Genomic DNA, 22,440 nt, shown 5'->3' with positions numbered 1-22,440 from the left:
CACCGCCCGACGGACCGCGAACGCCGCCGAAAACACCCGCTCCACATGCCGCCGCGTCTGCGGATCATGTACATCAAGCGGCAGCCGCAACACCGACACCGGACCGTCATAGCTCCACGCGGCAGCCCGGTTCGGACCACGCCGACGAACACCGGCCACTACTGCCACGAACGGCACTTTATCGACCCAACAGCAACCACCACCAACCCCCACCCGCGCCACTTACGAAACACGGCTCAGTCATGCTGTGGCCGGCCGCCGGAGCGCCACCAGCGCTCCGGCGGCCGCCGCCGCGGCCGTGGCCCAGAACGCGGCCGAGTAGGCGCTGTTACGCAGTGGCAGGGTCAGCGCGGCGATCGCGACGGCGCCGGCGAGGTACTGCGCCGTGGTCATCACCGCACCCGCCGAGGACTGCCGCTCCGCCGGCACGTCGCTCGCGCCGACGTTGAACATCGACGTGTACACGATCCCGTGCGCCAGCCCGCTGATGAGCAGCGCGGGCAGCGCCGGTCGGGCGGTGACGGCGAGCCAGGCCAGCCCGAGCGCGGCCAGCGCGAACCCGCCCGAGAGCGTGCGGGTCGCGCCGAGGCGGCGCACGAGGCGGTCGGTGAGCGAGCTGCCGACCGTGAGCATCGCGGCCAGGGGCACGAAGGCGAGCCCGGCGCGCAGCGGGGAGTACCCGTCGCGGTCCTGCAGCATGAGCGTGACCACGTAGAACTCCGAGCCGACGCTGGCCATGTACAGGGCGGCGGCGGCGGCGCCGATGCGCAGCGAGCGCGGGCGTGGGGGCCGGGTCAGCACCAGCAGCACCGCGGCGACCGCGACCAGGGCCCAGCCGAGCCGGTTGTTGAGCGTCAGCCCCAGCGATGCGCCGAAGGCCGCCCCCGTGCCGAGCAGCGCGGGGGAGACCGGGCCGGGATCGGGCCGGGCGTCACGGCCGGCGGAGAGCAGCCATACGGCGGCGCCGGCCGCGCAGGCCACGGCGACGGGGACGTTGACGAGGAAGGTCCAGCGCCAGTTGTACCGCGTGAGGACCCCGCCCAGCACGACGCCGGCGGCCAGCCCCGACGCCCCGACCGCGCCCCATACCGACAGCGCCCGGGTGCGGGCCGGCCCGGCCGGGAACCGGGCCCCGATCAGCCCGAGGATCGCCGGCTGCAGCAGCGCCGCCGCCATGCCCTGCACGCCGCGGGCGGCCAGCAGCGTCGCGCCGCCTCCGGCCAGCCCGCCGGCCGCGCACGCGGCGCCGAAGAGCAGGGTCGCGCCGAGGAACAGCCGCCCCGGCCCGACCCGGTCGGCGAGGCGCCCGCCGAGCAGCAGGAACCCGGCGAAGGGCACCGCGTACGCGCTCACCACCCACTGCGCGGCGGCGATGTCGAGGTCCAGGTCGCGGGCGATCCCGGGCAGCGCGACGTACACGATCGAGTAGTCCAGGGCGAGCAGGAACTGCGCCGCGGAGAGCAGGGCGAGAATCACGCTCGTCATCGTCGGACCCTCACATTAGTGTGAAGGTCAATGCGCATCGGCGAGCTTTCCGCGCGCACCGGCACCCCGGCCCGGCTGCTGCGGTACTACGAGGAGCAGGGCCTGCTCACCCCGGCCCGGCTCGACAACGGCTACCGCGACTACGGCCCGCACCTCGTCGACCGCGTGCAGCAGATCCGCGGCCTGCTCGAGGCCGGCCTGCCGACCCGCCTCATCAAAAACGTGCTGCCGTGCCTGGACAGCCCTTGTAGCATCACGATCTCCGACCCGGGTCCCGAGGTCGTGGAGCTGCTGCGCCACGAGCGCGACCGCATGGACTCCCGGATCGCGTGCCTGTCCCGCAACCGCGACGCCATTGATGCGTACCTGTCGAAAGTGACCAGCGCCGTGACGCCTGTAACCGCCGTGGCCACGCCCGCCGACCGCGAGGCCGCCGTGGCCACGTTCGTGGCCGCGTTCGCCCAGGACCCGGCCGTGCGCTGGTTCCTGCCCGACGACGAGACCTACCCCGCCGAGGCCGCCGCCATGGCCGGGCACCTGTTCGACCTGCGCGTCGGCCACGGCACGGTGTGGATCGCCGACGGCGGCGCCGCGGTCGCGATGTGGGACCCGCCGCGGACGCCGTCGCGCGACGGTGTCGAGCACCCGCCGCAGCCCGGCCGCTTCGGCCGATACCAGGCCGTCGTGCACGCCAAGATGCCGAAGATCCCGCATTGGTACCTCGGCGTGCTCGCGACCCATCCCGACCACCGCGGCCGTCGCCTGGGCCGGTCGGTCATGACGGCCGGCCTGCAGCGCGCGGCGGCCGACGCCCTGCCCGCCTACCTGGAGACGTCGAACCCGCGCAACGTCGACATCTACCGCTCGGCGGGCTTCGAGGTCGCCGAGCACGTGTACGTCGACGACCTCCCCGTCTGGATCATGACTACAGGCGCAGGTCGTTCGTGACCGTGCGCCCCTGACCGCCGAGCAGGTCCTCGAACGACGGCGACAGGTCGAACGGGTCCTTCACCTCGACCGGCTCCCGGGCCGCCACGAGCGCCGCGAGTTCCGCACCCGCGCGCTCGATCCGCTCGGGCAGCGCGTTGTTCCCGCCGGCCGCCCAGTCCTCGGTGGCGGCGAACACCGTGGTCGGCGCCACCACCGCGTGCAGGTAGGCGAACATCGGCCGCAGCGCGTGCTCGAGTGCGAGCGAGTGCCGCGCGGTGCCGCCGGTCGCCCCGAGCAGCACCGGCTTGTCCCGCAGCACGTCGTCCCCGAGCACGTCGAAGAACGACTTGAACAGCCCGTTGTACGACGCGTTGAAGATCGGCGACACCGCGACCAGCCCGTCGGCTCGCTCGATCGCGTCGATGACGGTTTTGAGCGCCGGCGACGGAAACCCGGTGAGCAGGTTGTCGGTGATGTCATGAGCCACGTCACGCAGCTCGAACGTCTGCACGTCGGCATCCAGCTTCTTGGCGATGGCCGCGGTGAGCCGGTCGGCCAGCAGCCTGGTGGACGACGGCTGGCTCAGCCCCGCGGAGATCGCCACGATCGACCGGGTCATCACGCGTCCACCTTCTCCTTGAGCGACTCGTGGGTAGGTGCGTCCGGCACGTGGGCGGGCCGCCCGATCGCGAACTCCTTGCGCAGCACCGGCACGACCTCCTCGCCGAGGATGTCGAGCTGCTCGAGCACCGTCTTGAGCGGCAGCCCGGCGTGGTCGACGAGGAACAGCTGCCGCTGGTAGTCCCCGACGTACTCGCGGAAGCCGAGCGTCCGGTCGATCACTTCCTGCGGGCTGCCGACGGTCAGCGGCGTCTGCTCGCTGAAGTCTTCCAGCGAGGGCCCGTGCCCGTAGACGGGCGCGTTGTCGAAGTAGGGCCGGAACTCGTTCTTGGCATCCTGCGAGTTCTTGCGCATGAACACCTGCCCGCCCAGCCCGACGATGGCCTGGTCGGCCGACCCGTGCCCGTAGTGCTCGAACAGCCGCCGGTACAGCCCCACCATCTTCTGCGTGTGCTCCTTGGGCCAGAAGATGTGGTTGGCGAAGAACCCGTCGCCGTAGTACGCGGCCTGCTGCGCGATCTCGGGCGTCCGGATGGACCCGTGCCACACGAACGGCGGCACCCCGTCGAGCGGCCGCGGCGTGGCCGTGAACCCCTGCAGCGGCGTGCGGAACTGCCCCTCCCAGTCCACGACATCTTCCCGCCACAGCCTGCGCAGCAGCGCGTAGTTCTCGACGGCGAGGGCCACCCCCTGGCGGATGTCCTGCCCGAACCACGGGTACACCGGCCCGGTGTTCCCGCGCCCCAGCATGAGATCCACCCGCCCATCGGCCAGGTGCTGCAACATCGCGTAGTCCTCGGCGATCTTGACCGGGTCATTGGTCGTGATCAGCGTGGTAGCGGTGGAAAGCTGGAGCTTCGTGGTCCGGGCCGCGACCCACCCCAGCATCGTCGTCGGCGAGGACGGCACGAACGGCGGGTTGTGATGCTCCCCGAGCGCGAAGACGTCAAGCCCGACCTCTTCGGCCTTGAGCGCGATGGCCATCATCGCCTTGACCCGCTCAGCGTCGCTCGGCACCCGCCCGTTGGTGGGGTCCTGCGTAACGTCACCGACGGTGAACACCCCGAACTGCATCTGAACCGCCCACCTCTTCTGTCTCCCCGGGTTCCCTGACCTTCCCCGGCCTTCCGCGCGCTACAACATAGCTGCTCTCTCAAACATTCCGCGAGTGAACAGTCAGTGTTCGTTACTACCCCATCCCCCCATTTCTCGCGCGTCGCGCCGACACAACACTCCTCACTCCGGGTTTCGGACATGTTGCGTGCGGGAAGAACGGCCGTTCACGTTGCAGGCGGGACCGGTGAGCCGGCCCTCGTCGCCTGCTTGGCGATGGAGCGGTGCATGGAGATCAAGCCTGCGGCGATGGTGATCCCGAAGGACACCAGCCACCTGCAGCAGGGCAAGTACGGTCCGGTCTTCCCGCGCACGCCGGCCTGCTACGGATTCACGATCATCGCAAAGGTGAAGCCCGGCCGGGCGGACGTGATCCGTGAGTACGGCGGCACCCTGGCCGCGGCCCTGGAGGCCGACCCGTACCTGCTGGCGCCGCTGAAGCTGCACTACCTGCGGTGGGTGCTGTTCGACGATGACACCAGGTTCATGTACCAGGGCATCTTCGACACCGATTTCGACAAGTACACCGAGGACGCCGTCGCGCTGTTCACGAAGTCCGGGGTGAGCACGGCGTTCGAGAACCTCGAGGGGTTCCCGGAGGACTGGCGGATCAACCCGGAGGCGTTCGTCCGGTTCGTGCGTGCGCACCAGTGCCCGAGCTTCGTCGAATACGGCGAGTACCCGTACGTCACCGCCGACGAGATCAAGAAGGCATTGCGGATCAAGCATGCCCTGTCCGAGATGCTCGACCAGCTCCAATGAGGACCCGATGACCGACCAGCCCAACGCGCGGGTCTACAACACCAGACACCAACCGCGACCGGACACGCCCGGCCGGCGCCGGGTGAGCATCTACGTGACGTGGAGCTATCCCGCCGAAGCCGGGCACGACCCGCGGGAGCTGGACAATCGGTTTTCCACGATGACCGAGGTGCGCCGGGTGACCTGGCCCGCCTACGAGGATCCGAAGTTCGCTGATCCGATGCGGTTCCAGCAGGGCATTGCCGGGTCACTCGAACTGTTCTTCTGGGCGTGGGCGCCGTTCCAGGCCTTCGCCGCCGAGACCACGGGGCACCCGGTGGCGGTATACCAGCGCGTCGACCAGGCCGGATTCGTCACGCCCCTGGACGAGCGGGTGCTGGCTGACACCGACACGCTGTTCGTGTTCGGCCTGGACCACATGGTCACCGGGCAGGAGGCCACCGCCGAGGAGGTCGACGCGGTACGCGCGTGGGTCGACCGCGAGGGCACCCGCCTGGTGCTGGGCCCGCACCACGACGTTGGCGCCGACGACGACCTCACCGTGCGTGACATGGAGTTTCACCACCACGGCGATGCGCTCGTGCCGCGCCAGCAGCGCTTCGGCCGCTACACCCGTTCGCTGATGGAGGGCCTCGGCGTGCCGGTGCAGAACCTGTACGGGTTGCGCCCGGCCGTGGCCGCGCCGGGGAGGATCGCCCCGCTGTCGATCAACCGGGATCTCGACACCCTTGGCTGGCTGACCGGGGTGACAAGCTTCAACTTCCACATGCACCTGCCGCACTACGCGATCACCACCGACGCCGAGCAGGCGGTGCGGGTGCTTGGCCGCCAGCCGATCGACCTGTCCCGGCCGCACCCGTTCACCGAGGCCGGCAACACCGAGTTCAACATGTTTCTGTGGCTGCCTGCGACGGGCCGGCGCGCCGGCGACATCCTCATGGCCGACTCGACGATCTTCAGCACGCTGTTCGGCGCCGACGAGAGCCTGCGCAACTTCTGGCGCAACGTCGTCACCAGGTAGCGGTGGGCGCAGACGTGGACCTGCACGACATCCAGCGCGGCGTGCTCAGCCCACGCCCCTCGCCGTACGCGGCGACGCACCTCGTGTTCCGGATCGACACCCGTGCCGACGGCCGCGAGTTGATGCGTCGTGCCGCGGCCGTGGTGACCTCCGCCGCCGACGGCGTCAGCCCGCTCGGTGAGACCTGGGTCAGCCTCGCTGTCACCGGCCATGGACTTCGGGCGCTGGGGGTGCCGCAGGAGTCGTGGGACTCGATGGCGTGGGAGTTCCGTCAGGGCATGGCCGCGCGCGCCATTGCGTTGGGCGACACCGGGTCCAGCGGCCCCGAGCGCTGGGAACCGCCGCTCGGCTCACCGGACGTGCACGTCGTGCTGGCCGCCGTGGCGCCGGACACGGCGCTGCTGGAGGCCGCGATCGACCGGGCCCGGCCCGCGTATGAGCAGCTGGCCGGGGTCACCGCGATCTGGCGGCAGGACTGTCACGCCCTGCCGACGGAGGCCGAGCCGTTCGGCTACCGTGACGGCATCAGCCACCCCGCTGTCGAGGGCAGCGGCATCCCCGGTTCGAACCCACTCGAGCAGCCCCTCAAGGCCGGCGAGTTCGTCCTCGGCTACCCCGATGAGCTCGGCGGCGTGCAGACCACCACGCCTGACGTCCTCGGCCGCAACGGCAGCTACGTCGCCTTCCGCAAGCTGCGCCAGGATGTCGCCGCGTTCCGCAGGTTCCTGCGGGACAACTCCACCGGCGGCAACGACGAGGAACTGCTCGCTGCCAAGGTCATGGGCCGGTGGCGCAGCGGTGCCCCGCTCGCGCTGGCACCCGAGCGCGACGACCCGGCGTTGGGCGCCGACCGCAGCCGCAACAACGCCTTCCTGTTCGGCAGCGATGATCCGGACGGGTTCACCACCCCGGGCGGTTGCCACATCCGCCGCGCCAACCCGCGCGACTCGGCCGTCGCCGGCGAGCCACGCCTGCACCGCATGATCCGCCGCGGCGCCGCGTACGGGCCGCTGTTGCCCGACGGCGTCCTCGACGACGACGGCGGCGACCGCGGGCTGATGTTCACGTTCGTCGGCGCCCACCTCGGCCGCCAGTTCGAGTTCGCCCAGACTCAGTGGCTCAACGACGGCGTCTTCTTCGGTGCCGGTGACGCTCGTGACCCGATCGCCGCTACCGGCGACGGCCCGGGCGACTACACCATTCCCCGCCGTCCGGTCCGCCGCAGGCTGCGAGGCGTACCGAGGTTTGTCACCACCCGCGGCGGCGAGTACGCCTTCCTGCCCAGCCTCACTGCGCTGCGCTGGCTCGGCGAGCAGACCGACTGACCGGGCCGAAGCCGTACCCCTGGTGGGTCAGGGGCGCTCGCTCGGGCGGATGTTGTGGTTCAAGTGGAAGACGTTGTCCGGGTCGTAGGCATCCTTCACCGCGGTCAACCGGGCCAGCTGCGCCTCCGGGTAAGCGCGCCGCACGCCGGCCTCCCCCTCGTCGCTCAGCATGTTGACGTAGACACCCGTGGCGTACGGCGTAAGAGCGGCGGCGGCGGTGCGGGCCGCGGACATGCGGGGCTCGTCCTCGGCGGGGTCGCTCCAGCGCATGCCGGTGACGTACTCGAACTGGGTGTCGCGGTGCGCGAAGGCCGTGGCCTCGGCAGCGACGTCGGCGATCGCGCCGCCGTACGCCTGCAGGCTGCGTGACGCCGGGCCCGGCGCGAGGAAGGACTCGATCGCCGCGTCGGGCAGGGCGCGCAGGTAGTGGCCCTTCGAGTAGCGGCGGTACGCGTGCCCGCTGGTCGTGTCGTCGCGGGTCTGCAGGTGCAGGTACGACATCTCGGTCACCCGGGCGGAGGGCATCTCGGCGAGGAGAGCGGACGGCGAACCGGGGCCGACCCACACGAAGCCGAGATGCACCGAGCCGTCGCCGGGCGAGGACGCATCGAGCGTCGCCTGGCGCGGGGCCGTCATGGCCAGGTCGCGCCAGGTGCGCATCGCGGACGCGGCATCTGCGGGGGACACGGTGTACGAAGCGACCAGGGCGCGCGTGCCGACCGGGTGCAGACGGAACTCGAACTCGGTGACCACGCCGAAGTTGCCGCCGCCGCCCCGCAGGCCCCAGAACAGGTCGGGGTGCTCGGTCGCGGTGGCGCGAAGGACCGAGCCGTCCGCGGTGACGATGCGGTACGCCGAGACGTTGTCGCAGGCCAAACCGTACTGGCGGGCCAGCCAGCCCATGCCGCCGCCCAGCGTCAGGCCGCCGACGCCGGTGTGTGAGACGTTGCCGGCCGTTGTGGCCAGGCCGAACGACTGCGACGCTCGGTCCAGGGCGCCCAGCAGGGCGCCGCCCTGGACCCGTGCGGTGCGGGTCGCGGGGTCCACCCGGACCGCGGACATCGGGGTGAGGTCGAGCATCAGGCCGCCGTCGGGGACCGCGAAACCGGCCGCGTTGTGGCCGCCGCAGCGCACGCCCAGCTCCAGGTTGTGCTCGCGGGACAGGCGGACCGCGGCGACCACGTCCTGCGTGCTCGACGCGCGGACGATCAGCTCGGGGCGGCGGTCCACCATGGCGTTCCAGATCGTGCGGGCCTCGTCGTAACCCGGGTCGCCCGCGCTCAGCAGGTTGAGGTTCTGCGCCGTCGTCGTCATAGTCAAAGCATCATTGGATTTGGTACTGCATGAGAGGTCCGATTCCATGCCCAAGACCAGGACCAATCCGGGGACGGCCGCGACCGACCTGCATCTGGTGGCGCTCGAACGGGACAGCAGCGGGCCGCTGCACCGGCAGATCGAGCGGGCGATCCGGGCGGCGGTGCGCGAAGGGCGCCTGGAGGTGGGCAGCTCGCTGCCGCCGACGCGGGTGCTGGCGGCCGAGCTCGGGGTGTCGCGCGGGGTGGTCGTGGCGGCGTACGAGCAGCTCGTCGCCGAGGGGTACCTGACCAGTCAGGCCGGCGGGTACACGCGGGTGAGCGCCGGGCCCGAGGCGGCGCCGGTCGCCAGGCCTGCGCCGGCGCCGAAGCGCGCCGCGTCCGTCGTGGACTTCGGGTACGGGCGCACCGATGTGTCGCAGTTTCCGCGGGCGGCCTGGCTGCGGTCCCTGCGCAAGGTGCTCACCGAGGCGCCGTCGGAGCACTTCGGGTACACCAGCGGCCAAGGTGACCAACGTCTGCGCGCGGCGCTCGCCGCGTATCTGAACCGGGTCCGCGGCACCGTCGCAGACCCCGACGACATCGTGGTGTGCGCGGGGTACGCGCAGGCCGTGGCCCTCATCGTGAGCGTGCTCGGCGCCGAGACGGGTGCGCGGCGGGCGATCGCCGTCGAGGACCCCTCCGGCAACGACGACGTGTGGCCGCTCGCGCGGGCGGCGGGGTTCGGGCTGGTGGGGGTGCCGGTCGGGGAGCACGGGATCGACGTGGGTGCGCTCGACGCCGTCGAGGCCGAGGCGCTCGTGCTGACGCCGTCGCACCAGTGGCCGACCGGCGGGGTGCTGTCCGCGGAGGCGCGCGCCGGGGTGGTGCGGTGGGCGCAGCGGACCGGTGCGCTGGTGGTCGAGGACGACTACGACGCCGAGTACCGCTATGACCGGGCCGCGATCGGGGCGATGCAAGGGCTGGCGCCGGACCGGGTGGCGTACGTCGGGTCGGCCAGCAAGACCCTCGCGCCCGGGCTGCGGCTGGGGTGGATGCTGCTGCCCCGGCGGCTCGTCGCGCCCGTCGTCGCGGCGAAGGTGCTCGCCGACCGCGGGTCGCCGGCCATCGACCAGCTCGCGCTCGCCGACTTCCTCGCCGCCGGCGAGCTCGACCGGCACCTGCGCCGGATGCGGCCGCTGTACCGGCGGCGGCGCGACGCGCTGCTGGCGGCGCTCGGCCGGCACCTGCCGCGGTTCCGGCCCGTCGGGGTCGCCGCCGGGCAGCACCTCGTCGCGTGGCTGCCGGCGGGGTTGACCGAGGAGGCCGTCGAGCGGGCGGCGGCGTCGGTCGGCGTCGGGGTGTACGGGCTGCGCGGCTATCGCCTGCACGGGCCGGGGCCGCAGGGGCTCATCTTCGGGTACGCGTCGCTGAGCGAGCGCGCCATCGACGAGGGCGTGGCGCTGCTGGCCGGGGCGCTGCCGTAGGGTTGCGCGCATGGCCAGCGTCTTCACGAAGATCCTCGACGGCGAGCTGCCCGGCCGGTTCGTGTGGCAGGACGACGACGTCGCCGCGTTCCTGAGCATCGCGCCGCTGAGCCCGGGCCACACGCTGGTCGTGCCGCGCCGCGAGGTGGACCAGTGGACGACGGCCGACGAGGACCTGCTCGCCCGCTGCACGGCCGTGGCACAGCACATCGGCAAGGCCGTCCAGCGCGCGTGGGACGCGCCGCGGGTGGGCCTGGTCGTCGCCGGCTTCGAGGTGCCCCACCTGCACCTGCACGTCTTCCCGAGCTGGGGCATGGCCGACTTCGACTTCGGCCGCGCCGACCACCACCCCGACCCGGCGGCGCTGGACGAGGCCGCCACCCGCATCCGCGACGCGCTACGCGCCCTCGGCCACGGGGCCGTCGTCCCCGCCTAGGGACCTGGCGGCCGAGCGGGTGGTGCCGTCCGGAAAACGGCCGCGGCATGCAACGCCTTTGGAACACGTCTCGTTGTGGTAGGTGTGACCCCCTCAGAGGAGCAGGCCTTCACGGAGTTCGTGGATGCCCATGCAGACCGGCTGCTGCGGTTTGCGCGGTTGCTCGTGTCGGACGCCGCCGAGGCCGAGGATCTCCTGCAGACCGCCCTGATGCGGCTGACCAGGCACTGGTCGAGGCAGCTGGGTTCCCCGGAAGCCTACGTCCGGGCCACCCTCGTGAATCTCGCGAAGGACCGGGGCCGGCGCAGCCACCTCGTCCCCGTCCCGGTGCAGGCCGACCCGGATCTGCCGACCGCCGGGCCCGATCACGCTGAGGCGATCGCGGCGCGGGCGCACCTCGACCAGCTCCTGGCCGTCCTCCCGCCGCGGCAAAGGGTCACTGTCGTGCTGCGCGTTGTCGACGGGCTGAGCGAAGCGGAGACGGCCGCCGTCATGCAGTGCTCGCCGGGAACCGTCAAAAGCAACCTCGCGCGCGGACTGGACAAGGTCCGAATCGCCCTGGAATCTTCCCTTGCCTCCGCAGAGGAGACGACGCGATGAACACGATCCAGCCCTCGCTGCACGGACCGGCCGAGGAACTGCGCAGGCTGGCGACGGCGGCCGCGCCGACGGTGCACGCCCGCCCCGACCTGGCCCGGGTGGTCCTCGACCGCGCCCGCCGCCAGCGACGCGCACGGCGCCTGGGCAAGGTCGCGGCCGGCGTCGGCGGTGGTCTCGTGATGGTGACCACGCTGGCAGCGGCGACCCTGCTCGGCCGGAGCGACTACGTCACCGTCACCCAACCGAGCGCCGCCATGGAGCCCACCGTGCACGTGGGAGAACGCGTCGTACTCAACAAGAAACTGGCACCCGCCCGCGGCGACGTCGTCATCGTGCACCTCACCCGTGACGGTGACACGTACGACGCCATGCTGCGGGTCGTCGGCCTCCCCGGCGACACGATCGGGTGCCCTGCCGGCCCGACCGGGCAATGCGACGCGGTCGAGCGCAACGGAGCACGCGTGCCCGAGCCGTACCTCGGCGCGACGGTCACCGACCCGTTCCCCGCCGGCACGGTGCCGGATCACATGATCTTCCTCCTCGGCGACAATCGTGCTGCCGCGAACGACTCCCGGTTCATCGGCCCGGTCAGGCTCGCCGACCTGACCGGCGTGGCGGTGCAGATCGAGGACCGCAGTGGGAAGGTCCGGGCCGTTCCGGGCGCCCCGGCTCACCCCGGCCCCGGCGACCGGGACAACGTCGATCCGGCCGGACAGGTTCCACCGGCAGGGGTCGCAACGCCGCGATAGGTTCCGTTGGCTCGTCAGCGTGGGCGCGTGCCGCGACAGGACGTTCCGGCAGCGGCCGTGATGCCGAGTGCGGCCAGAGCGCAGGCGGCGGCGACGGCCAGGAGGGTGGCTGTCTCGCCGGCGACGGTCGACAGGGCCGCGGCGGCCAGCGGTGCGGCGGCCTTGGCCAGGGTGACCGGGGTGTTGAGGGTGCCGGCGATGGTGGCGTAGGCCGCGGTGCCGTACCGCTCGGCGAGCAGCGCCGGCGCCGCCAGGGATGCGACGCCGAAGCCGATGCCGAAGGCGACCACCCCGGCCACGGCCCCGAACCGGCTGGACGCGATCAGCGGCAGGGCGGCCGCGGCGGTGGCCTGGACGGCGAAGACGCCGGCGACGAGCGTGGTCAGCGGCCGGCGCCGGCCGGCGCCGGTGAGGAGCAGGCGGCCGGTCACCGACAGCACGCCGAGCAGGCCGGCGACGGTGGCGGCGAAGGTCGGCGGGTGGCCGCGGCCGGCCAGGAAGCCGACGAGGTGGACCGTCATGGCGCTCATGGCGGCGCTGTGGGCGACGAACGCGGCGGCCAGCCACCAGAAGCGGGCGTCGCGGCGGGCCGCCCGGACCGCGGCGGCGCGGTCCGGGTGGCCGGGGCGGGGCGCGTTGCCGTGCCGCGTCGCCGGCGCGCGGACGACGGTGGCGTGCAGCGGCACGGCGACGGCCGCGTACAGGGCGGCGAGGGCGAGCAGCGTCGTGCGCCACCCGTATCGCTGCTCCAGCAGGCCGGTCAGCGGCATGAAGATGGTGGAGGCGAACCCGGCCACGACGATCATGGCCAGGATCGCCTTCGGCCGTTGACCGGCGTCGAACCAGGTGACGAGGACGGCGGTCGCGGCGTCGTACAGCGCCATCGACATCGCCACGCCGAGCCCGGCGAACACGGCGTAGAGCTGCCACAGCGCCTCGACCCGGGACCAGGCCACGAGGAGCGCGGCGCCGGCGAGGGAACCCGCGGTCATGAGGGCACGGCCGCCGTGCCGATCCAGCCACCGCCCGACCGGGATCGCGGCGGCGGCCCACGCCAGCAGCGCGCCGGTGACCGCGGCCGGGCTGGTGCCCAGGCCCGCGGCCATCGGGCGGAGCAGGACGGCGAAGGCGTAGTAGAGGCAGCCGTACCCCACGGTCTGCGTGACGGCGAACGCGGCGACGATCCGCCACCCGTGGAAGGCGGGTGCGCCGGCGCCCGTCCGGCCGTCAGCTGCAGCAGGCGTCACCGGCGCGCTGTTCGTCGCCGATGCCGAGCACGGGCAGCAGCGTCAGCGCCGCGGAGGCCGGGGCGGGGCCGCAGCAGCCGCCGCCGGTGATGGCGGTGGCGTCGAGCGGCACGTTGCTGCTGCAGACGCCGGTCTCGGGCAGGTCGAGCCGGACGTCACGGGCGGCCGCCCAGTCGCCGGCCAGCGCGGCGACGACGGAGCGCGCCTGCTCGTAGCCGGTGGCGAGCAGGAACGTCGGAGCGCGCCCGTAGGACTTGACGCCGACGGCGTAGTAGCCGGTCTCGGGGTGCGCGAGTTCGTCCACGCCGTGCGGCGGGACGGTGCCGCAGGAGTGCTCGTTCGGGTCGATGAGCGGCGCCAGGGCACGGGTCGAGCCCAGGAGCGGGTCCAGGTCGAGGCGCAGTTCGGCGGCGAGGGTGTGGTCGGGGCGGAAGCCGGTCGCCGACACGATGCGGTCCACGGTGGTCGCCCGGCGGCCGTCCGACACGGTCACCCGGCCGTCGGCGGTGGGGGAGAGGGACTCGATGCCGAAGCCGGTGAGGAGCTCGACGGTGCCGGCCTCGACGTGCTCGCGCAGGCGGGTGCCGATCGCGCCGCGGGCCGGCAGCGCGTCCTCGGTCTCGCCGCCGTACGCGCGGGCCGCGCTTGCCGAGCGGATCGCCCACACGACCGACGTGCCCGGGGCCTGTGCGGCGAGCTCGGCCAGGAACAGCAGCGTGTTCGCCGCGGAGTGCCCGGCACCGGCGACGAGGGTCCGGCGGCCGGCGAACCGGTCCCGGTCGGCGCCGAGGACGTCGGGCAGCGCCGGCTCGACGAACGCGGCGATCGCCTCCTCGCCGTGGGCGGGGATGCCGGAGGCGCCGAGGACGTTCGGGGTGGTCCAGGTGCCCGAGGCGTCGATCACCGCCCGGGCGAGCACGTCCTCGCCGGTGTCGAGCCGGACGAGGAACGGCGCGGTGTCGCGGCCGGCGGTGCGCAGCCGGTCGACGCCGAGGCGGGTGACGGCGCGGACGCGGGCGCCGTAGCGGACGTGCGGCTTGAGCGCGGGCAGGTCGGCGAGGGGCTGCAGGTACTCGTCCGCGAGCCGGGCACCGGTCGGCAGCACCTCGGGATCGGGCTCGACCCATCCGGCGTCGGCCAGGAGCCGCCCGGCGGCGGCGTCGATGTTGTACCGCCAGGGAGAGAACAGCCGGACGTGGCCCCATTGGCGGACCGTTGCGCCCGGCCGGTCGCCGGCCTCGAGGACGGTGAACGCGATCCCGCGCTCGGCGAGATGTGCGGCGGCGGCCAGGCCGACCGGGCCTGCGCCGATGACGACGACGGGAAGAGACATTGTTCGGTACCCCTAAATGCGAGGGCTGCGACGCTCGAGGAGGACGACGTCGCGCCAGCGGTTGTCTTGAGTGGAATGGCGGCCGACGCGCTCGCGGACGCCGACGACGCGGAAGCCGGCCGCGCGGTGCAGGGCGAGGCTCGCGCCGTTCTCCGGGAACACCCCGGACTGGATCGTCCAGATGCCGTCCGCCTCGGTGGAGGCGATGAGCGCGTCGAGCAGCGCCCGGCCGACGCCGCGGCCCTGTGCGGCGGCGTCGACGTAGACGGAGTGTTCGACGACGCCCGCGTACACCGCGCGCGCCGAGACGGGGGACACGGCGACCCAGCCGAGGACGGTGCCGGCCTCGTCGACGGCGACGAAGCGGTGCCCGGGCAGGCGGCCGGCGTCGAACGCGGCCCAGTCGGGGGCGGTGTGCTCGAAGCTCGCATCGCCGCTGTCCATCCCGGCCTGATAGATCGCGAGGACCGCCTCCGCGTCGGCCTCGGTCATCGGGCGGATCACCACGCTCATGCACAATCTCCCGTCGGTGCGGGGGCCGGGCGGCCCATGACCACGTCGGCGGCGGACGGGAAGCACGCGATGCACCGCTCGTTGATCCGGTAGTGCCGGGCGGTGCCGACCGCCTCGACCAGGACGAACCGGACCTCGGTGAGGATCTTCAGGTGCTGCGACACCGTCGACTGCGCCAGCCCGACCGCGGTGACGAGCTCCCCGACGCTCATCGGCCGGCCCTGCCGGGCCAGGTACTCCACGATCTGCACCCGCGACGGGTCGGCGAGCGCCCGGAACCACGAGGCGTAGGTCTCCGCGGTCGCCCGCTCGAGCAGTTCGGCCATGATCCACCAGCTTCATCGTCTATCGCCGATCAACGATGAAGTGTACATCATGGCGGCGGCGACGGTCAGGCGCGCGACGGCCTCCAGCGTGGCCGTCTCGACCCGGTCGGGCGTGTCGGCCGGACTGTGGTAGCCGGCCATGCCCGCGCCGATGCCGACCGCGGCGAACCCCGCGGCGGCATACCGGCGGTTGTCGGACGCGACCGGCCCGGCGACCAGGGGCAGCCCCGTGTGCCGGCCGGCCTGGTCGAGGGCGGCGAGCAGCGCGTGGGCGGGCCCGCCGGCCTCCACCGCCGCCGCCTCGTGCAGATGTCCCGCGCCGTCTACGTTGATGACGATCGGCGCCGCGCCGGCGGCCCGCAGCCGGCCGGCGTGATGTGCGGAGCCGAGCGCCCCGGCCTCCTCGCCGTCGAGCAGCGCCACCGCCAGCCCGACGTCGCCCGGGAGCGTCTCGGCGAGGACGGCCGCGGCCTCGAGGACGACGGCGACGCCGCTGGCGTTGTCCGCGGCGGCCGGCTGCCGCAGCCCGGGGTGGTCGCCGACGCCGTCGTAGTGCGCGGTGAGCAGCAGGTCCGGACCCCCGGCGGCGGTCCGCCACCGGCCGTGGACGTTCGCGGCCCGCACGTCGATCCGCCGGATCGGCGCGTTGCCGGCGAACCACCCGGCGCCCGCCTCGGCAGCGCGGAGCACGGCGGCGTGGGTGGCGGTGTCGAGCGTGAGGATCGGCAACGGTCCGGGTTCCGGCCCGGCGAGCATCGTGTACTGCCACCCGTCCGCGTCGACGCCGCGCCCCATGAGCAGGCCGAGGGCGCCGTTGCCGCCGGGCGGCGTCGTCCCGGCCGGCACGACCAGCCACCGTCCGGCCGGATCGCCGGCCCCCGCCACGGCGAGCGGGCCGCTGCGGACCAGCGGTTCGTCGGCGGAGGCCAGGTGCAGGGCCACCTCCCGGCCGAACGCGAGGTGGCGACGGTGCTCGCCGTCGTACCACTGCACGGCCGGCGCGGCGTAGACCTCGGGGACATGCGGCACGTCGAACGGCTCCTGGGTCACCTCGGCTCCGGCTTCGGCGAGCCGCCGGGCCAGCCACGCGCGGGCGGCGGCCCCGCCCGCGCTGCCGACCCGCCGCCCGGCGAACTCGTCGCCGGCCAGCGCCGCGACGGTCGCGGCCATCCGCTCGCCGGACACTGTCGCGGTCATCCGCAGCAGCTCTGGCCGGCGGCGACCGCGTCGGCCTTCGCCGTGCTGCCGCAGCAGGATGCCGCTGCGGTCGCTTCGGCGGCGCTGCCGCAGCAGGGCGCCCCGGCAGCGGCCGGCTCGGGCAGGGCGAGGGTGGCCGCCGGCGGGTTGCCGCAACAGCCGCCGGTGCCGGCGACGGTCAGTGCGGCGGCGGGATCGCCCGTGAACCCGCCGGTCGGGGCGGCCGGCTCGATGATGTGGGTCTCGCTCATGGTCGGGTCCTTTTCTCGAAGTCAGCGGGGGCCGGTGAGGGCCGTGAGGCGGGTGCGGGTGCGCTCGATGCGGGTAGCGACGCGCTGGTCGGGCGTGGACACCGTGGCGCAGCCGTCGCAGAACCGGACCCCGGCCTGTGGCCGGGCGCGGCGCAGCGTGCGGAACATGACGACCTCCTGATCGCGGCGTCAAGGCTGTCTTGACGTCCGTCTAATCAACGGTTGCACGCTGATTCGAGATCTGTCAACCTAGAGGCATGTCGAAACAGCCGGCCGTGCTCACCCTCACCGACCTCAACGCGGCCGAGCCATGCTGTCCCCCGATCGCGCAGCGGCGCCTGCCCGCGGAGACCGCCGCGGTGCTCGCCCCGGCGTTCAAGGCGCTCGGCGACCCGGTCCGGCTGCAGCTCATGTCGATGATCGCCTCGGCCGAGGGCGGCGAGATCTGCGTGTGCGACCTCACCCCGGCCTTCGACCTGTCCGGCCCGACCATCTCCCACCACCTGCGCACCCTGCGCGAGGCGGGTCTCGTCGACGCCGACCGGCGCGGCACCTGGGTGTACTACCGTGCCCGGGCCGCGGTCCTCGGGCAGCTCGCCGCGCTGCTGGCCGTCGACGGCCCCGGCGGCACGCTCACCGGCCACGCCCCGGCGGCGCCGGGCGCGGCCGCGAGCTGACGCCCGCCGCGAACCGGCGCAGGGCCCGCCAGATCAGCGCGACGGCCACCGCGGACGGCAGCACCCAGTACGCCGCGTGCGGCAGCGCCTTCCAGACCGGCAACCGCGGGCCGTTGTCGACGTAGAAGCCGGTCAGCAGCGCCGCGAACGAGCCACCGAGCCCGATCGCGTGCCGCGCCGGCCAGCCCGGCCGATGCCGCCGCCTGGCCCACCACCCGAAGCCTCCCAGCCCGCAGGCGACCACCGCGATCGCCGCCAGCTGGGCGTCGGCCGGCCACCGGATCGCCGCCATGGCGACCGCGGTGATCGCGACCAGTGCGAGCGACACCAGGTACACCCGGCCCCACAGGGGATGCGTCCCAGGCCGCTTCCGGGCCAGGCACGCGGCCGTCGCCGACCCTACGCAGGTCAGCCCGGCCATGACGTGTACCGCCAGCAGTCCGACGAACATCGCAGCCTCAATCGGAAGTAGCTCGCCTACATATAGCCACGCTACGCGTCTTGACTCGCTCGGGATAGTTCAGCGAACATTGAGTCAATGAGCGCTGAGCTTTCTTCGTTGCAGATGCGGGCCCGGGTGCACGCCGCGCTCGGCGACCCGGCCCGCCTGGCGATCGTCGACGCCCTCGTGCTGGGCGACGCCTCGCCGGGCGAGATGGGTCAGCGGCTGGGCCTGCCGACGAACCTCGTCGCGCACCACGTGAAGGTCCTGCAGGACGCGGGCCTGGTCACGCGGACCCGCTCGGAGGGCGACCGGCGCCGCGCCTACCTGCGGCTCGTCCCGGAGGTTCTCGCCGCCCTCGCCCCGCCCGCCCTCGACGAGGCGGACCGGGTGGTGTTCGTGTGCACGCACAACTCCGCCCGCTCGCAGCTGGCCGCCGCGCTGTGGCGCGACCGCGTCGGCGGCGCGGTCGCCTCGGCCGGCACCCACCCGGCCCCGCGGGTGCACCCGCGCGCGGTGCGGGTCGCGCACCGGCACGGCCTGACCCTCGACCCGGCCGGCACCGCCCACGTCGGCGACGTCGTGCACGACGGCGACCTCGTGATCGCGGTGTGCGACAACGCCCACGAGGACCTCGCCGGCCCGGACGCGTCCGTGCACCCGCGCCTGCACTGGTCGGTGCCCGACCCGGTGCGGGTCGACACCGACGCGGCGTTCGAGGCCGCCTACACCGACCTCGCCGACCGGATCAACCGCCTGGCCCCGGCCGTGGTCCCGGGCACTCCGAAGGCAGGACCCTCATCCTCGTGAACCCAACTCTCTGGCGGCGCCTGCTCGCCGAGTTCATCGGCACCGCGCTGCTGGTCGCAGCCGTCGTCGGCTCCGGCATCATGGCCACCAGGCTCAGCGACGACATCGGCCTGCAACTGCTGGAGAACTCGGTCGCCACCGCGTTCGCGCTCGGCGCGCTCATCCTCACCTTCGGGCCCGTCTCCGGCGCACACTTCAACCCCGTCGTCTCCACCGCGGACTGGTTCCTGGGCCGCCGCAGCGGCACCGGACTGTCCGCCCGGGACCTGGCCGGATACGTCATGGCCCAGGTCGCGGGTGCGATCGGCGGTGCGATCCTGGCCGACCTGATGTTCAAGCTGCCCGCGGTGGACTTCTCCACCAAGGACCGCACCGGGAGCGACCTGTGGCTCGGCGAGGTCGTCGCCACCGCCGGGCTGCTCCTGCTCATCTTCGCCCTGGCCCGCTCCGGCCGGGCCGCGGTCGCGCCGGCCGCGGTCGGGGCGTACATCGGCGCCGCGTACTGGTTCACCTCGTCGACCTCGTTCGCGAACCCCGCCGTCACGATCGGCCGCGCGTTCACGGAGACCTTCGCCGGCATCGCGCCCGGCGCAGTCCCGGGCTTCATCGCGGCCCAGCTCGCCGGCCTCGCCGTCGGCGTGGGGCTCCTGCTCGCCCTGTATCCGTCCGTCGGCAGCGCCGCCGGTGACGTGGTCGTCCGATCCGAACCCCTCGAGGAGTCACACCGATGAGCACGAAGCCCACCGTCCTGTTCGTGTGCGTGCACAACGCCGGCCGCTCGCAGATGGCCGCCGGCTGGCTGCGCCACCTGGCCGGCGACACCGTCGAGGTCCGCTCCGCCGGCTCCGAACCGGCGGACCGCATCAACCCCGTCGCCGTCGAGGCAATGCGCGAGGTCGGCATCGACATCACCGCCAACACCCCGCGCAAGCTCGACTGGGACACCGCCGAGTCCTCCGACGTGCTCATCACCATGGGCTGCGGCGACGTCTGCCCCGTCTTCCCCGGCAAGCGCTACCTCGACTGGAAGCTCGACGACCCGGCCGGCCAGGGCATCGAGGCGGTCCGCCCGATCCGCGACGAGATCCGCCGCCGCGTCGAGCAGCTGCTCACCGAGCTTCCGGCGCGATGAGTCAGCTGCCGGCGCTCTCGTAGCGGCGCAGGCCTCGCTTGAAGACCCAGGCCGCCACCGCTACGCAGTAGACCGCTACCAACGGGGTCAGCAGGCCTACCCAGGCGGAGCCGTGGCCGAGGATGTAGCTCACGGGGAAGAAGCTGACGAAGGCGAAGGGCAGTGCGAAGCCCAGCGTTGCCTTCAGCGCCAACGGGTAGACGGAGAGCGGGAAGCGGGCCAGGTCGCCGGCCTGGTGTACCGCGAAAGCGAACAACGGGCTCGGGCTCTGCATCCAGAAGGAGGCCGCGTTCGTGGCGAGGTTGATGGCGACCTTGATGACGATCGCGGAGAGCAGGACCACGATGCCGAGCACGATGCGGGCCGGGGTCCAGTGTGCGTCCACGTGCGTCAGGGCGGCGCCGAGCATGATGCCGCCCGTGACGATGTTGCTCAGGCCGTTGATGCCGATCTGCATGCTGCTGACCTGCAGCACGATCGGGTACGGGCGCACGAGCATGTAGTCGAGGTCGGCCTGGTTGATCTGCCAGGCGAGGTTCCACATGCCCTCGAAGAACAGCGAGCCGACGCCCTCGGCGATGGCGACCATCGCGAACATGGCCACCACCGCCCAGAAGGACCAGCCGTTGATGGCGGGGACCTTCGCGAAGATCGCGGCCAGGAACGCGACGTTGACGACCTGCATGAGGACCGTGCCGGTCATCATGATCCAGAAGTCGTTCTCGTACTCCAGCAGCGAGCGCATGTGCGCGCCGAGCAGGCGCAGGTAGAGCCGCAGCAGCCTCACGTTGTCATCCCCCGTGTACGGTGAGCCGGCGCAGCGCCCGGCCGAAGAGCGCCCGCGCGGCGAGCCACAGCAGCGCCAGCCATCCGAGCTGGACCGCGACGAGCAGCAGGGCGTGCCGGCCGGTGGCCTGGCCGACGAAGATGAGCGCCGGCGTGGACGTCAGGCCCGCGAACGGCGACCACTGGGCGGCGGTGGCGAGCCAGCCGGGGAAGAACGCCAGCGGCACCAGCGCGCCCGAGAGCAGGCCGGTGAGCGCCTGGCGGGACCACAGCAGGCCGACGAAGTTCTCGGTCCAGAAGCACGCGAGCGTGGTGAGGTACGACACCACGAACTTCAGCGGCACCAGCGCCACCATCGACAGGGCGAACAGCCCGAACTCCGGGGCCGCGGGCAGCTGCGGCGGGCCCGAGAAGAGCACGGCCAGGCCGGCCACGACGACGATCGCGAGGGCCTCGATCCAGACGCCGCCGATGCACTCCCACAGCCGGGCGCGCTGGTAGTCCACCGGCTTGACCAGGTCGAGCGAGACGAGCCCGGAGCGGATGCGGTGCGACATGCGGAAGTCGACGAAGCCGCCGACCAGCGCGCCGGTGGCGAAGGCGACGAGCAGGTAGCTGCGCATGTGCGGCCAGTCGAAGCCGCCGATCCGGGCGCCGTCGCCGTTGCCCAGCAGGACCCGCCAGACGGCGAGCAGCGCGATGAGCTGGAACGCGGTGCCGCCGAGGGCGAGCAGGAAGCTGCCGCGGTAGGCCAGGGCCGAAAGGGCCGCCGCGCGGGCGTGCGCGCGATAGGCCCGATACGCCTTCACACCGCGTCCAGTTCGAGCTCGCCGGAGTACACCCGCCGGATCACGTCCTCGATGGACGGCTCGTCGACGTGGAAGTCGACCAGGTTGGTCAGCGGGGCGAGGGCCGTCACCGCCTGGCCGGCGGTCATGGCGAAGCGGTCGAAGCGGACCGCGAACTGTGTCGGGGTCTCGCCGGGCTCGACGGCGGCGCCGGGCAGGGCGTCTCGCAGTCGCTCCAGCGGTACCACGGACTCCGTCTCGACGTTGAGGATCCGTTCCCGCGCGAAGGCGTCCTTCACGGCCTCGAGGTCGCCGTCGAAGATGATCCGGCCGGAGTCGATGATGACCAGCCGCCGGCAGAAGCCCTCGATGTCGCCGAGGTCGTGGCTGGTCAGCATCACCGTCGTGCCCTCGTCGCGCACGGTGCGGAAGAACTCGCGCACCCGGTCCTTGACCGCGAGGTCCAGGCCGATGGTGGGCTCGTCCAGGTACACCACGGGCGGCGCGTGCAGCAGCGCGGCCGCCAGGTCGGCGCGCATGCGCTGGCCCAGCGACAGCTTGCGGCCCAGCACCGGCAGCACCTCGTCGAGGCCGAGCACCTCGTCGAAGCGCGCCAGCCGCTGCTTGTAGGTGCCGTGGTCGATGCCGTAGATGTCGCGCAGCACGGCGAGCGACTCCGAGACCGGCAGGTCCCACCACAGCTGCGTGCGCTGGCCGAACAGCACCCCGATGCGGTGCGCCACGGCCATGCGGTCCTTGCGCGGCGACAGCCCGTCGATGCGCACCTCGCCGGAGCTGGGCACCAGGATGCCGCTGAGCAGCTTGACCGTCGTGGACTTGCCGGCGCCGTTGGGCCCCACGTAGGCCACGGCCTCGCCGGCCTCGATCTGCAGGTTGACGTGGTCCACCGCCACCTTGTCGGTGTAGCGGCGCGTGAAGAGATGTTTGACGGCCCCCCGAAGCCCCGGATCCTTGTCCGGCCTGCGGAAGACCTTGGTCAGTTCTCGTGCTTCCACCAGTGCCATCGCCTGCGAGCCTGGCAAAGCCGGTCGGGCGCCGCAACGTTATTTTTCGATCCGAACTAACGGCTCCGGTTGGGCCGCGCATCGCGGGGTAA

At 72.9% G+C, this 22,440-nt stretch carries 27 protein-coding genes; 12 read left to right on the top strand and 15 right to left on the bottom strand.

Annotation, left to right across the window (positions count from 1 at the left end):
• Nucleotides 1–240: 240 nt before the first annotated feature.
• The gene (locus ABD901_RS17010; protein WP_345127830.1) at nt 241–1,485 is read right to left on the bottom strand and encodes an MFS transporter; all 1,245 of its coding nucleotides are present in this window, start codon (nt 1,483–1,485) and stop codon (nt 241–243) included.
• Nucleotides 1,486–1,515: 30 nt separating this feature from the next.
• Between ABD901_RS17010 and ABD901_RS17005 the strand changes: the two genes are divergently transcribed.
• Nucleotides 1,516–2,433, top strand: coding sequence for a GNAT family N-acetyltransferase (locus tag ABD901_RS17005; RefSeq protein ID WP_345127829.1), 918 nt, complete (start codon nt 1,516–1,518; stop codon nt 2,431–2,433).
• Here the strand turns inward: ABD901_RS17005 and ABD901_RS17000 are convergent.
• Together ABD901_RS17000 and ABD901_RS16995 are read right to left on the bottom strand one after the other, a co-directional pair.
• Nucleotides 2,411–3,037 (bottom strand): FMN reductase, encoded by a 627-nt coding sequence (locus tag ABD901_RS17000; RefSeq protein WP_345127828.1) that lies wholly within the window; start codon nt 3,035–3,037, stop codon nt 2,411–2,413. The two genes, ABD901_RS17005 and ABD901_RS17000, sit on opposite strands and share 23 nt — an antisense overlap.
• Nucleotides 3,034–4,110: an LLM class flavin-dependent oxidoreductase gene (locus ABD901_RS16995; RefSeq protein ID WP_345127827.1), complete on the bottom strand. Its 1,077-nt coding sequence runs from the start codon at nt 4,108–4,110 to the stop codon at nt 3,034–3,036. The genes ABD901_RS17000 and ABD901_RS16995 overlap by 4 nt, the downstream gene beginning before the upstream one ends.
• Before the next feature lie 267 nt (nt 4,111–4,377).
• Here ABD901_RS16995 and ABD901_RS16990 point away from each other — a divergent pair, with 267 nt between their 5' ends.
• From ABD901_RS16990 to ABD901_RS16980, 3 genes are read left to right on the top strand one after another with little or no spacing between them, the layout of a single operon-like run.
• Nucleotides 4,378–4,911, top strand: coding sequence for a hypothetical protein (locus ABD901_RS16990; RefSeq protein ID WP_345127826.1), 534 nt, complete (start codon nt 4,378–4,380; stop codon nt 4,909–4,911).
• Between the two features lie 7 nt (nt 4,912–4,918).
• Nucleotides 4,919–5,932 (top strand): hypothetical protein, encoded by a 1,014-nt coding sequence (locus ABD901_RS16985; protein ID WP_345127825.1) that lies wholly within the window; start codon nt 4,919–4,921, stop codon nt 5,930–5,932.
• A 2-nt stretch (nt 5,933–5,934) separates the two neighbouring features.
• A complete protein-coding gene (locus ABD901_RS16980) occupies nt 5,935–7,257 on the top strand; it encodes a Dyp-type peroxidase (protein ID WP_345127824.1) in 1,323 nt (440 codons plus the stop codon).
• Nucleotides 7,258–7,284: 27 nt separating this feature from the next.
• Here ABD901_RS16980 and ABD901_RS16975 read toward each other — a convergent pair whose 3' ends face one another.
• A complete protein-coding gene (locus ABD901_RS16975; protein ID WP_345127823.1) occupies nt 7,285–8,571 on the bottom strand; it encodes an FAD-binding oxidoreductase in 1,287 nt (428 codons plus the stop codon).
• Between the two features lie 46 nt (nt 8,572–8,617).
• On the opposite strand from ABD901_RS16975, the gene pdxR reads away from it, so the two are divergent.
• From pdxR to lepB, 4 genes are all read left to right on the top strand, one after another.
• Entirely contained in the window at nt 8,618–10,036 is a 1,419-nt protein-coding gene (gene pdxR, locus ABD901_RS16970) for a MocR-like pyridoxine biosynthesis transcription factor PdxR (RefSeq protein ID WP_345127822.1), read from the top strand.
• Nucleotides 10,037–10,046: 10 nt separating this feature from the next.
• Entirely contained in the window at nt 10,047–10,472 is a 426-nt protein-coding gene (locus ABD901_RS16965; RefSeq protein ID WP_345127821.1) for an HIT family protein, read from the top strand.
• An 84-nt stretch (nt 10,473–10,556) separates the two neighbouring features.
• Entirely contained in the window at nt 10,557–11,072 is a 516-nt protein-coding gene (locus tag ABD901_RS16960) for a SigE family RNA polymerase sigma factor (RefSeq protein WP_345127820.1), read from the top strand.
• Nucleotides 11,069–11,821, top strand: a complete 753-nt coding sequence (gene lepB, locus ABD901_RS16955; protein WP_345127819.1) for a signal peptidase I — start codon at nt 11,069–11,071, stop codon at nt 11,819–11,821. Before ABD901_RS16960 ends, lepB begins: the two co-directional genes overlap by 4 nt.
• Before the next feature lie 14 nt (nt 11,822–11,835).
• Here lepB and ABD901_RS16950 read toward each other — a convergent pair whose 3' ends face one another.
• Genes ABD901_RS16950 through ABD901_RS16920 form a run of 7 tightly spaced genes read right to left on the bottom strand, consistent with a single transcriptional unit; the run spans nt 11,836 to nt 16,856 of the window.
• Nucleotides 11,836–13,068 (bottom strand): MFS transporter, encoded by a 1,233-nt coding sequence (locus ABD901_RS16950; RefSeq protein ID WP_345127818.1) that lies wholly within the window; start codon nt 13,066–13,068, stop codon nt 11,836–11,838.
• A complete protein-coding gene (locus tag ABD901_RS16945; RefSeq protein ID WP_345127817.1) occupies nt 13,049–14,401 on the bottom strand; it encodes an FAD-dependent oxidoreductase in 1,353 nt (450 codons plus the stop codon). Before ABD901_RS16945 ends, ABD901_RS16950 begins: the two co-directional genes overlap by 20 nt.
• A 12-nt stretch (nt 14,402–14,413) precedes the next feature.
• Entirely contained in the window at nt 14,414–14,914 is a 501-nt protein-coding gene (locus ABD901_RS16940) for a GNAT family N-acetyltransferase (protein WP_345127816.1), read from the bottom strand.
• On the bottom strand, nt 14,911–15,240 hold the full coding sequence (locus ABD901_RS16935) for an ArsR/SmtB family transcription factor (RefSeq protein ID WP_345127815.1): 330 nt from the start codon (nt 15,238–15,240) through the stop codon (nt 14,911–14,913). Before ABD901_RS16935 ends, ABD901_RS16940 begins: the two co-directional genes overlap by 4 nt.
• Nucleotides 15,241–15,252: 12 nt before the next feature.
• Nucleotides 15,253–16,437 carry a M28 family peptidase gene (locus ABD901_RS16930; protein WP_345127814.1) on the bottom strand — a complete coding sequence of 395 codons (1,185 nt, stop codon included), beginning with the start codon at nt 16,435–16,437 and terminating at the stop codon, nt 15,253–15,255.
• Nucleotides 16,434–16,688 (bottom strand): hypothetical protein, encoded by a 255-nt coding sequence (locus ABD901_RS16925; RefSeq protein WP_345127813.1) that lies wholly within the window; start codon nt 16,686–16,688, stop codon nt 16,434–16,436. The genes ABD901_RS16930 and ABD901_RS16925 overlap by 4 nt, the downstream gene beginning before the upstream one ends.
• A 21-nt stretch (nt 16,689–16,709) precedes the next feature.
• Complete coding sequence (locus tag ABD901_RS16920; RefSeq protein WP_345127812.1) at nt 16,710–16,856, bottom strand: hypothetical protein; 147 nt, start codon at nt 16,854–16,856, stop codon at nt 16,710–16,712.
• Between the two features lie 89 nt (nt 16,857–16,945).
• On the opposite strand from ABD901_RS16920, the gene ABD901_RS16915 reads away from it, so the two are divergent.
• Nucleotides 16,946–17,365 (top strand): ArsR/SmtB family transcription factor, encoded by a 420-nt coding sequence (locus ABD901_RS16915; protein WP_345127811.1) that lies wholly within the window; start codon nt 16,946–16,948, stop codon nt 17,363–17,365.
• On the opposite strand, the gene ABD901_RS16910 is transcribed toward ABD901_RS16915, so the two are convergent.
• The gene (locus tag ABD901_RS16910) at nt 17,322–17,816 is read right to left on the bottom strand and encodes a hypothetical protein (protein ID WP_345127810.1); all 495 of its coding nucleotides are present in this window, start codon (nt 17,814–17,816) and stop codon (nt 17,322–17,324) included. The genes ABD901_RS16915 and ABD901_RS16910 overlap by 44 nt on opposite strands.
• Nucleotides 17,817–17,903: 87 nt before the next feature.
• Between ABD901_RS16910 and ABD901_RS16905 the strand changes: the two genes are divergently transcribed.
• Genes ABD901_RS16905 through ABD901_RS16895 form a run of 3 tightly spaced genes read left to right on the top strand, consistent with a single transcriptional unit; the run spans nt 17,904 to nt 19,749 of the window.
• Nucleotides 17,904–18,617, top strand: a complete 714-nt coding sequence (locus ABD901_RS16905) for an arsenate reductase/protein-tyrosine-phosphatase family protein (protein ID WP_345127809.1) — start codon at nt 17,904–17,906, stop codon at nt 18,615–18,617.
• Nucleotides 18,614–19,348, top strand: a complete 735-nt coding sequence (locus ABD901_RS16900; protein ID WP_345127808.1) for an aquaporin — start codon at nt 18,614–18,616, stop codon at nt 19,346–19,348. The genes ABD901_RS16905 and ABD901_RS16900 overlap by 4 nt, the downstream gene beginning before the upstream one ends.
• Nucleotides 19,345–19,749, top strand: a complete 405-nt coding sequence (locus tag ABD901_RS16895) for an arsenate reductase ArsC (protein ID WP_345127807.1) — start codon at nt 19,345–19,347, stop codon at nt 19,747–19,749. Before ABD901_RS16900 ends, ABD901_RS16895 begins: the two co-directional genes overlap by 4 nt.
• A 1-nt stretch (nt 19,750) precedes the next feature.
• Here ABD901_RS16895 and ABD901_RS16890 read toward each other — a convergent pair whose 3' ends face one another.
• From ABD901_RS16890 to ABD901_RS16880, 3 genes are read right to left on the bottom strand one after another with little or no spacing between them, the layout of a single operon-like run.
• Entirely contained in the window at nt 19,751–20,536 is a 786-nt protein-coding gene (locus ABD901_RS16890; RefSeq protein WP_345127806.1) for an ABC transporter permease, read from the bottom strand.
• Between the two features lie 4 nt (nt 20,537–20,540).
• Nucleotides 20,541–21,344, bottom strand: a complete 804-nt coding sequence (locus ABD901_RS16885; protein ID WP_345127805.1) for an ABC transporter permease — start codon at nt 21,342–21,344, stop codon at nt 20,541–20,543.
• On the bottom strand, nt 21,341–22,348 hold the full coding sequence (locus tag ABD901_RS16880) for an ABC transporter ATP-binding protein (protein ID WP_345127804.1): 1,008 nt from the start codon (nt 22,346–22,348) through the stop codon (nt 21,341–21,343). Before ABD901_RS16880 ends, ABD901_RS16885 begins: the two co-directional genes overlap by 4 nt.
• Nucleotides 22,349–22,440: the final 92 nt, after the last annotated feature.

This window comes from Dactylosporangium darangshiense, assembly GCF_039537565.1.
Classification (GTDB): domain Bacteria; phylum Actinomycetota; class Actinomycetes; order Mycobacteriales; family Micromonosporaceae; genus Dactylosporangium; species Dactylosporangium darangshiense.
This window is presented reverse-complemented; position numbering and strand designations above follow the sequence as displayed.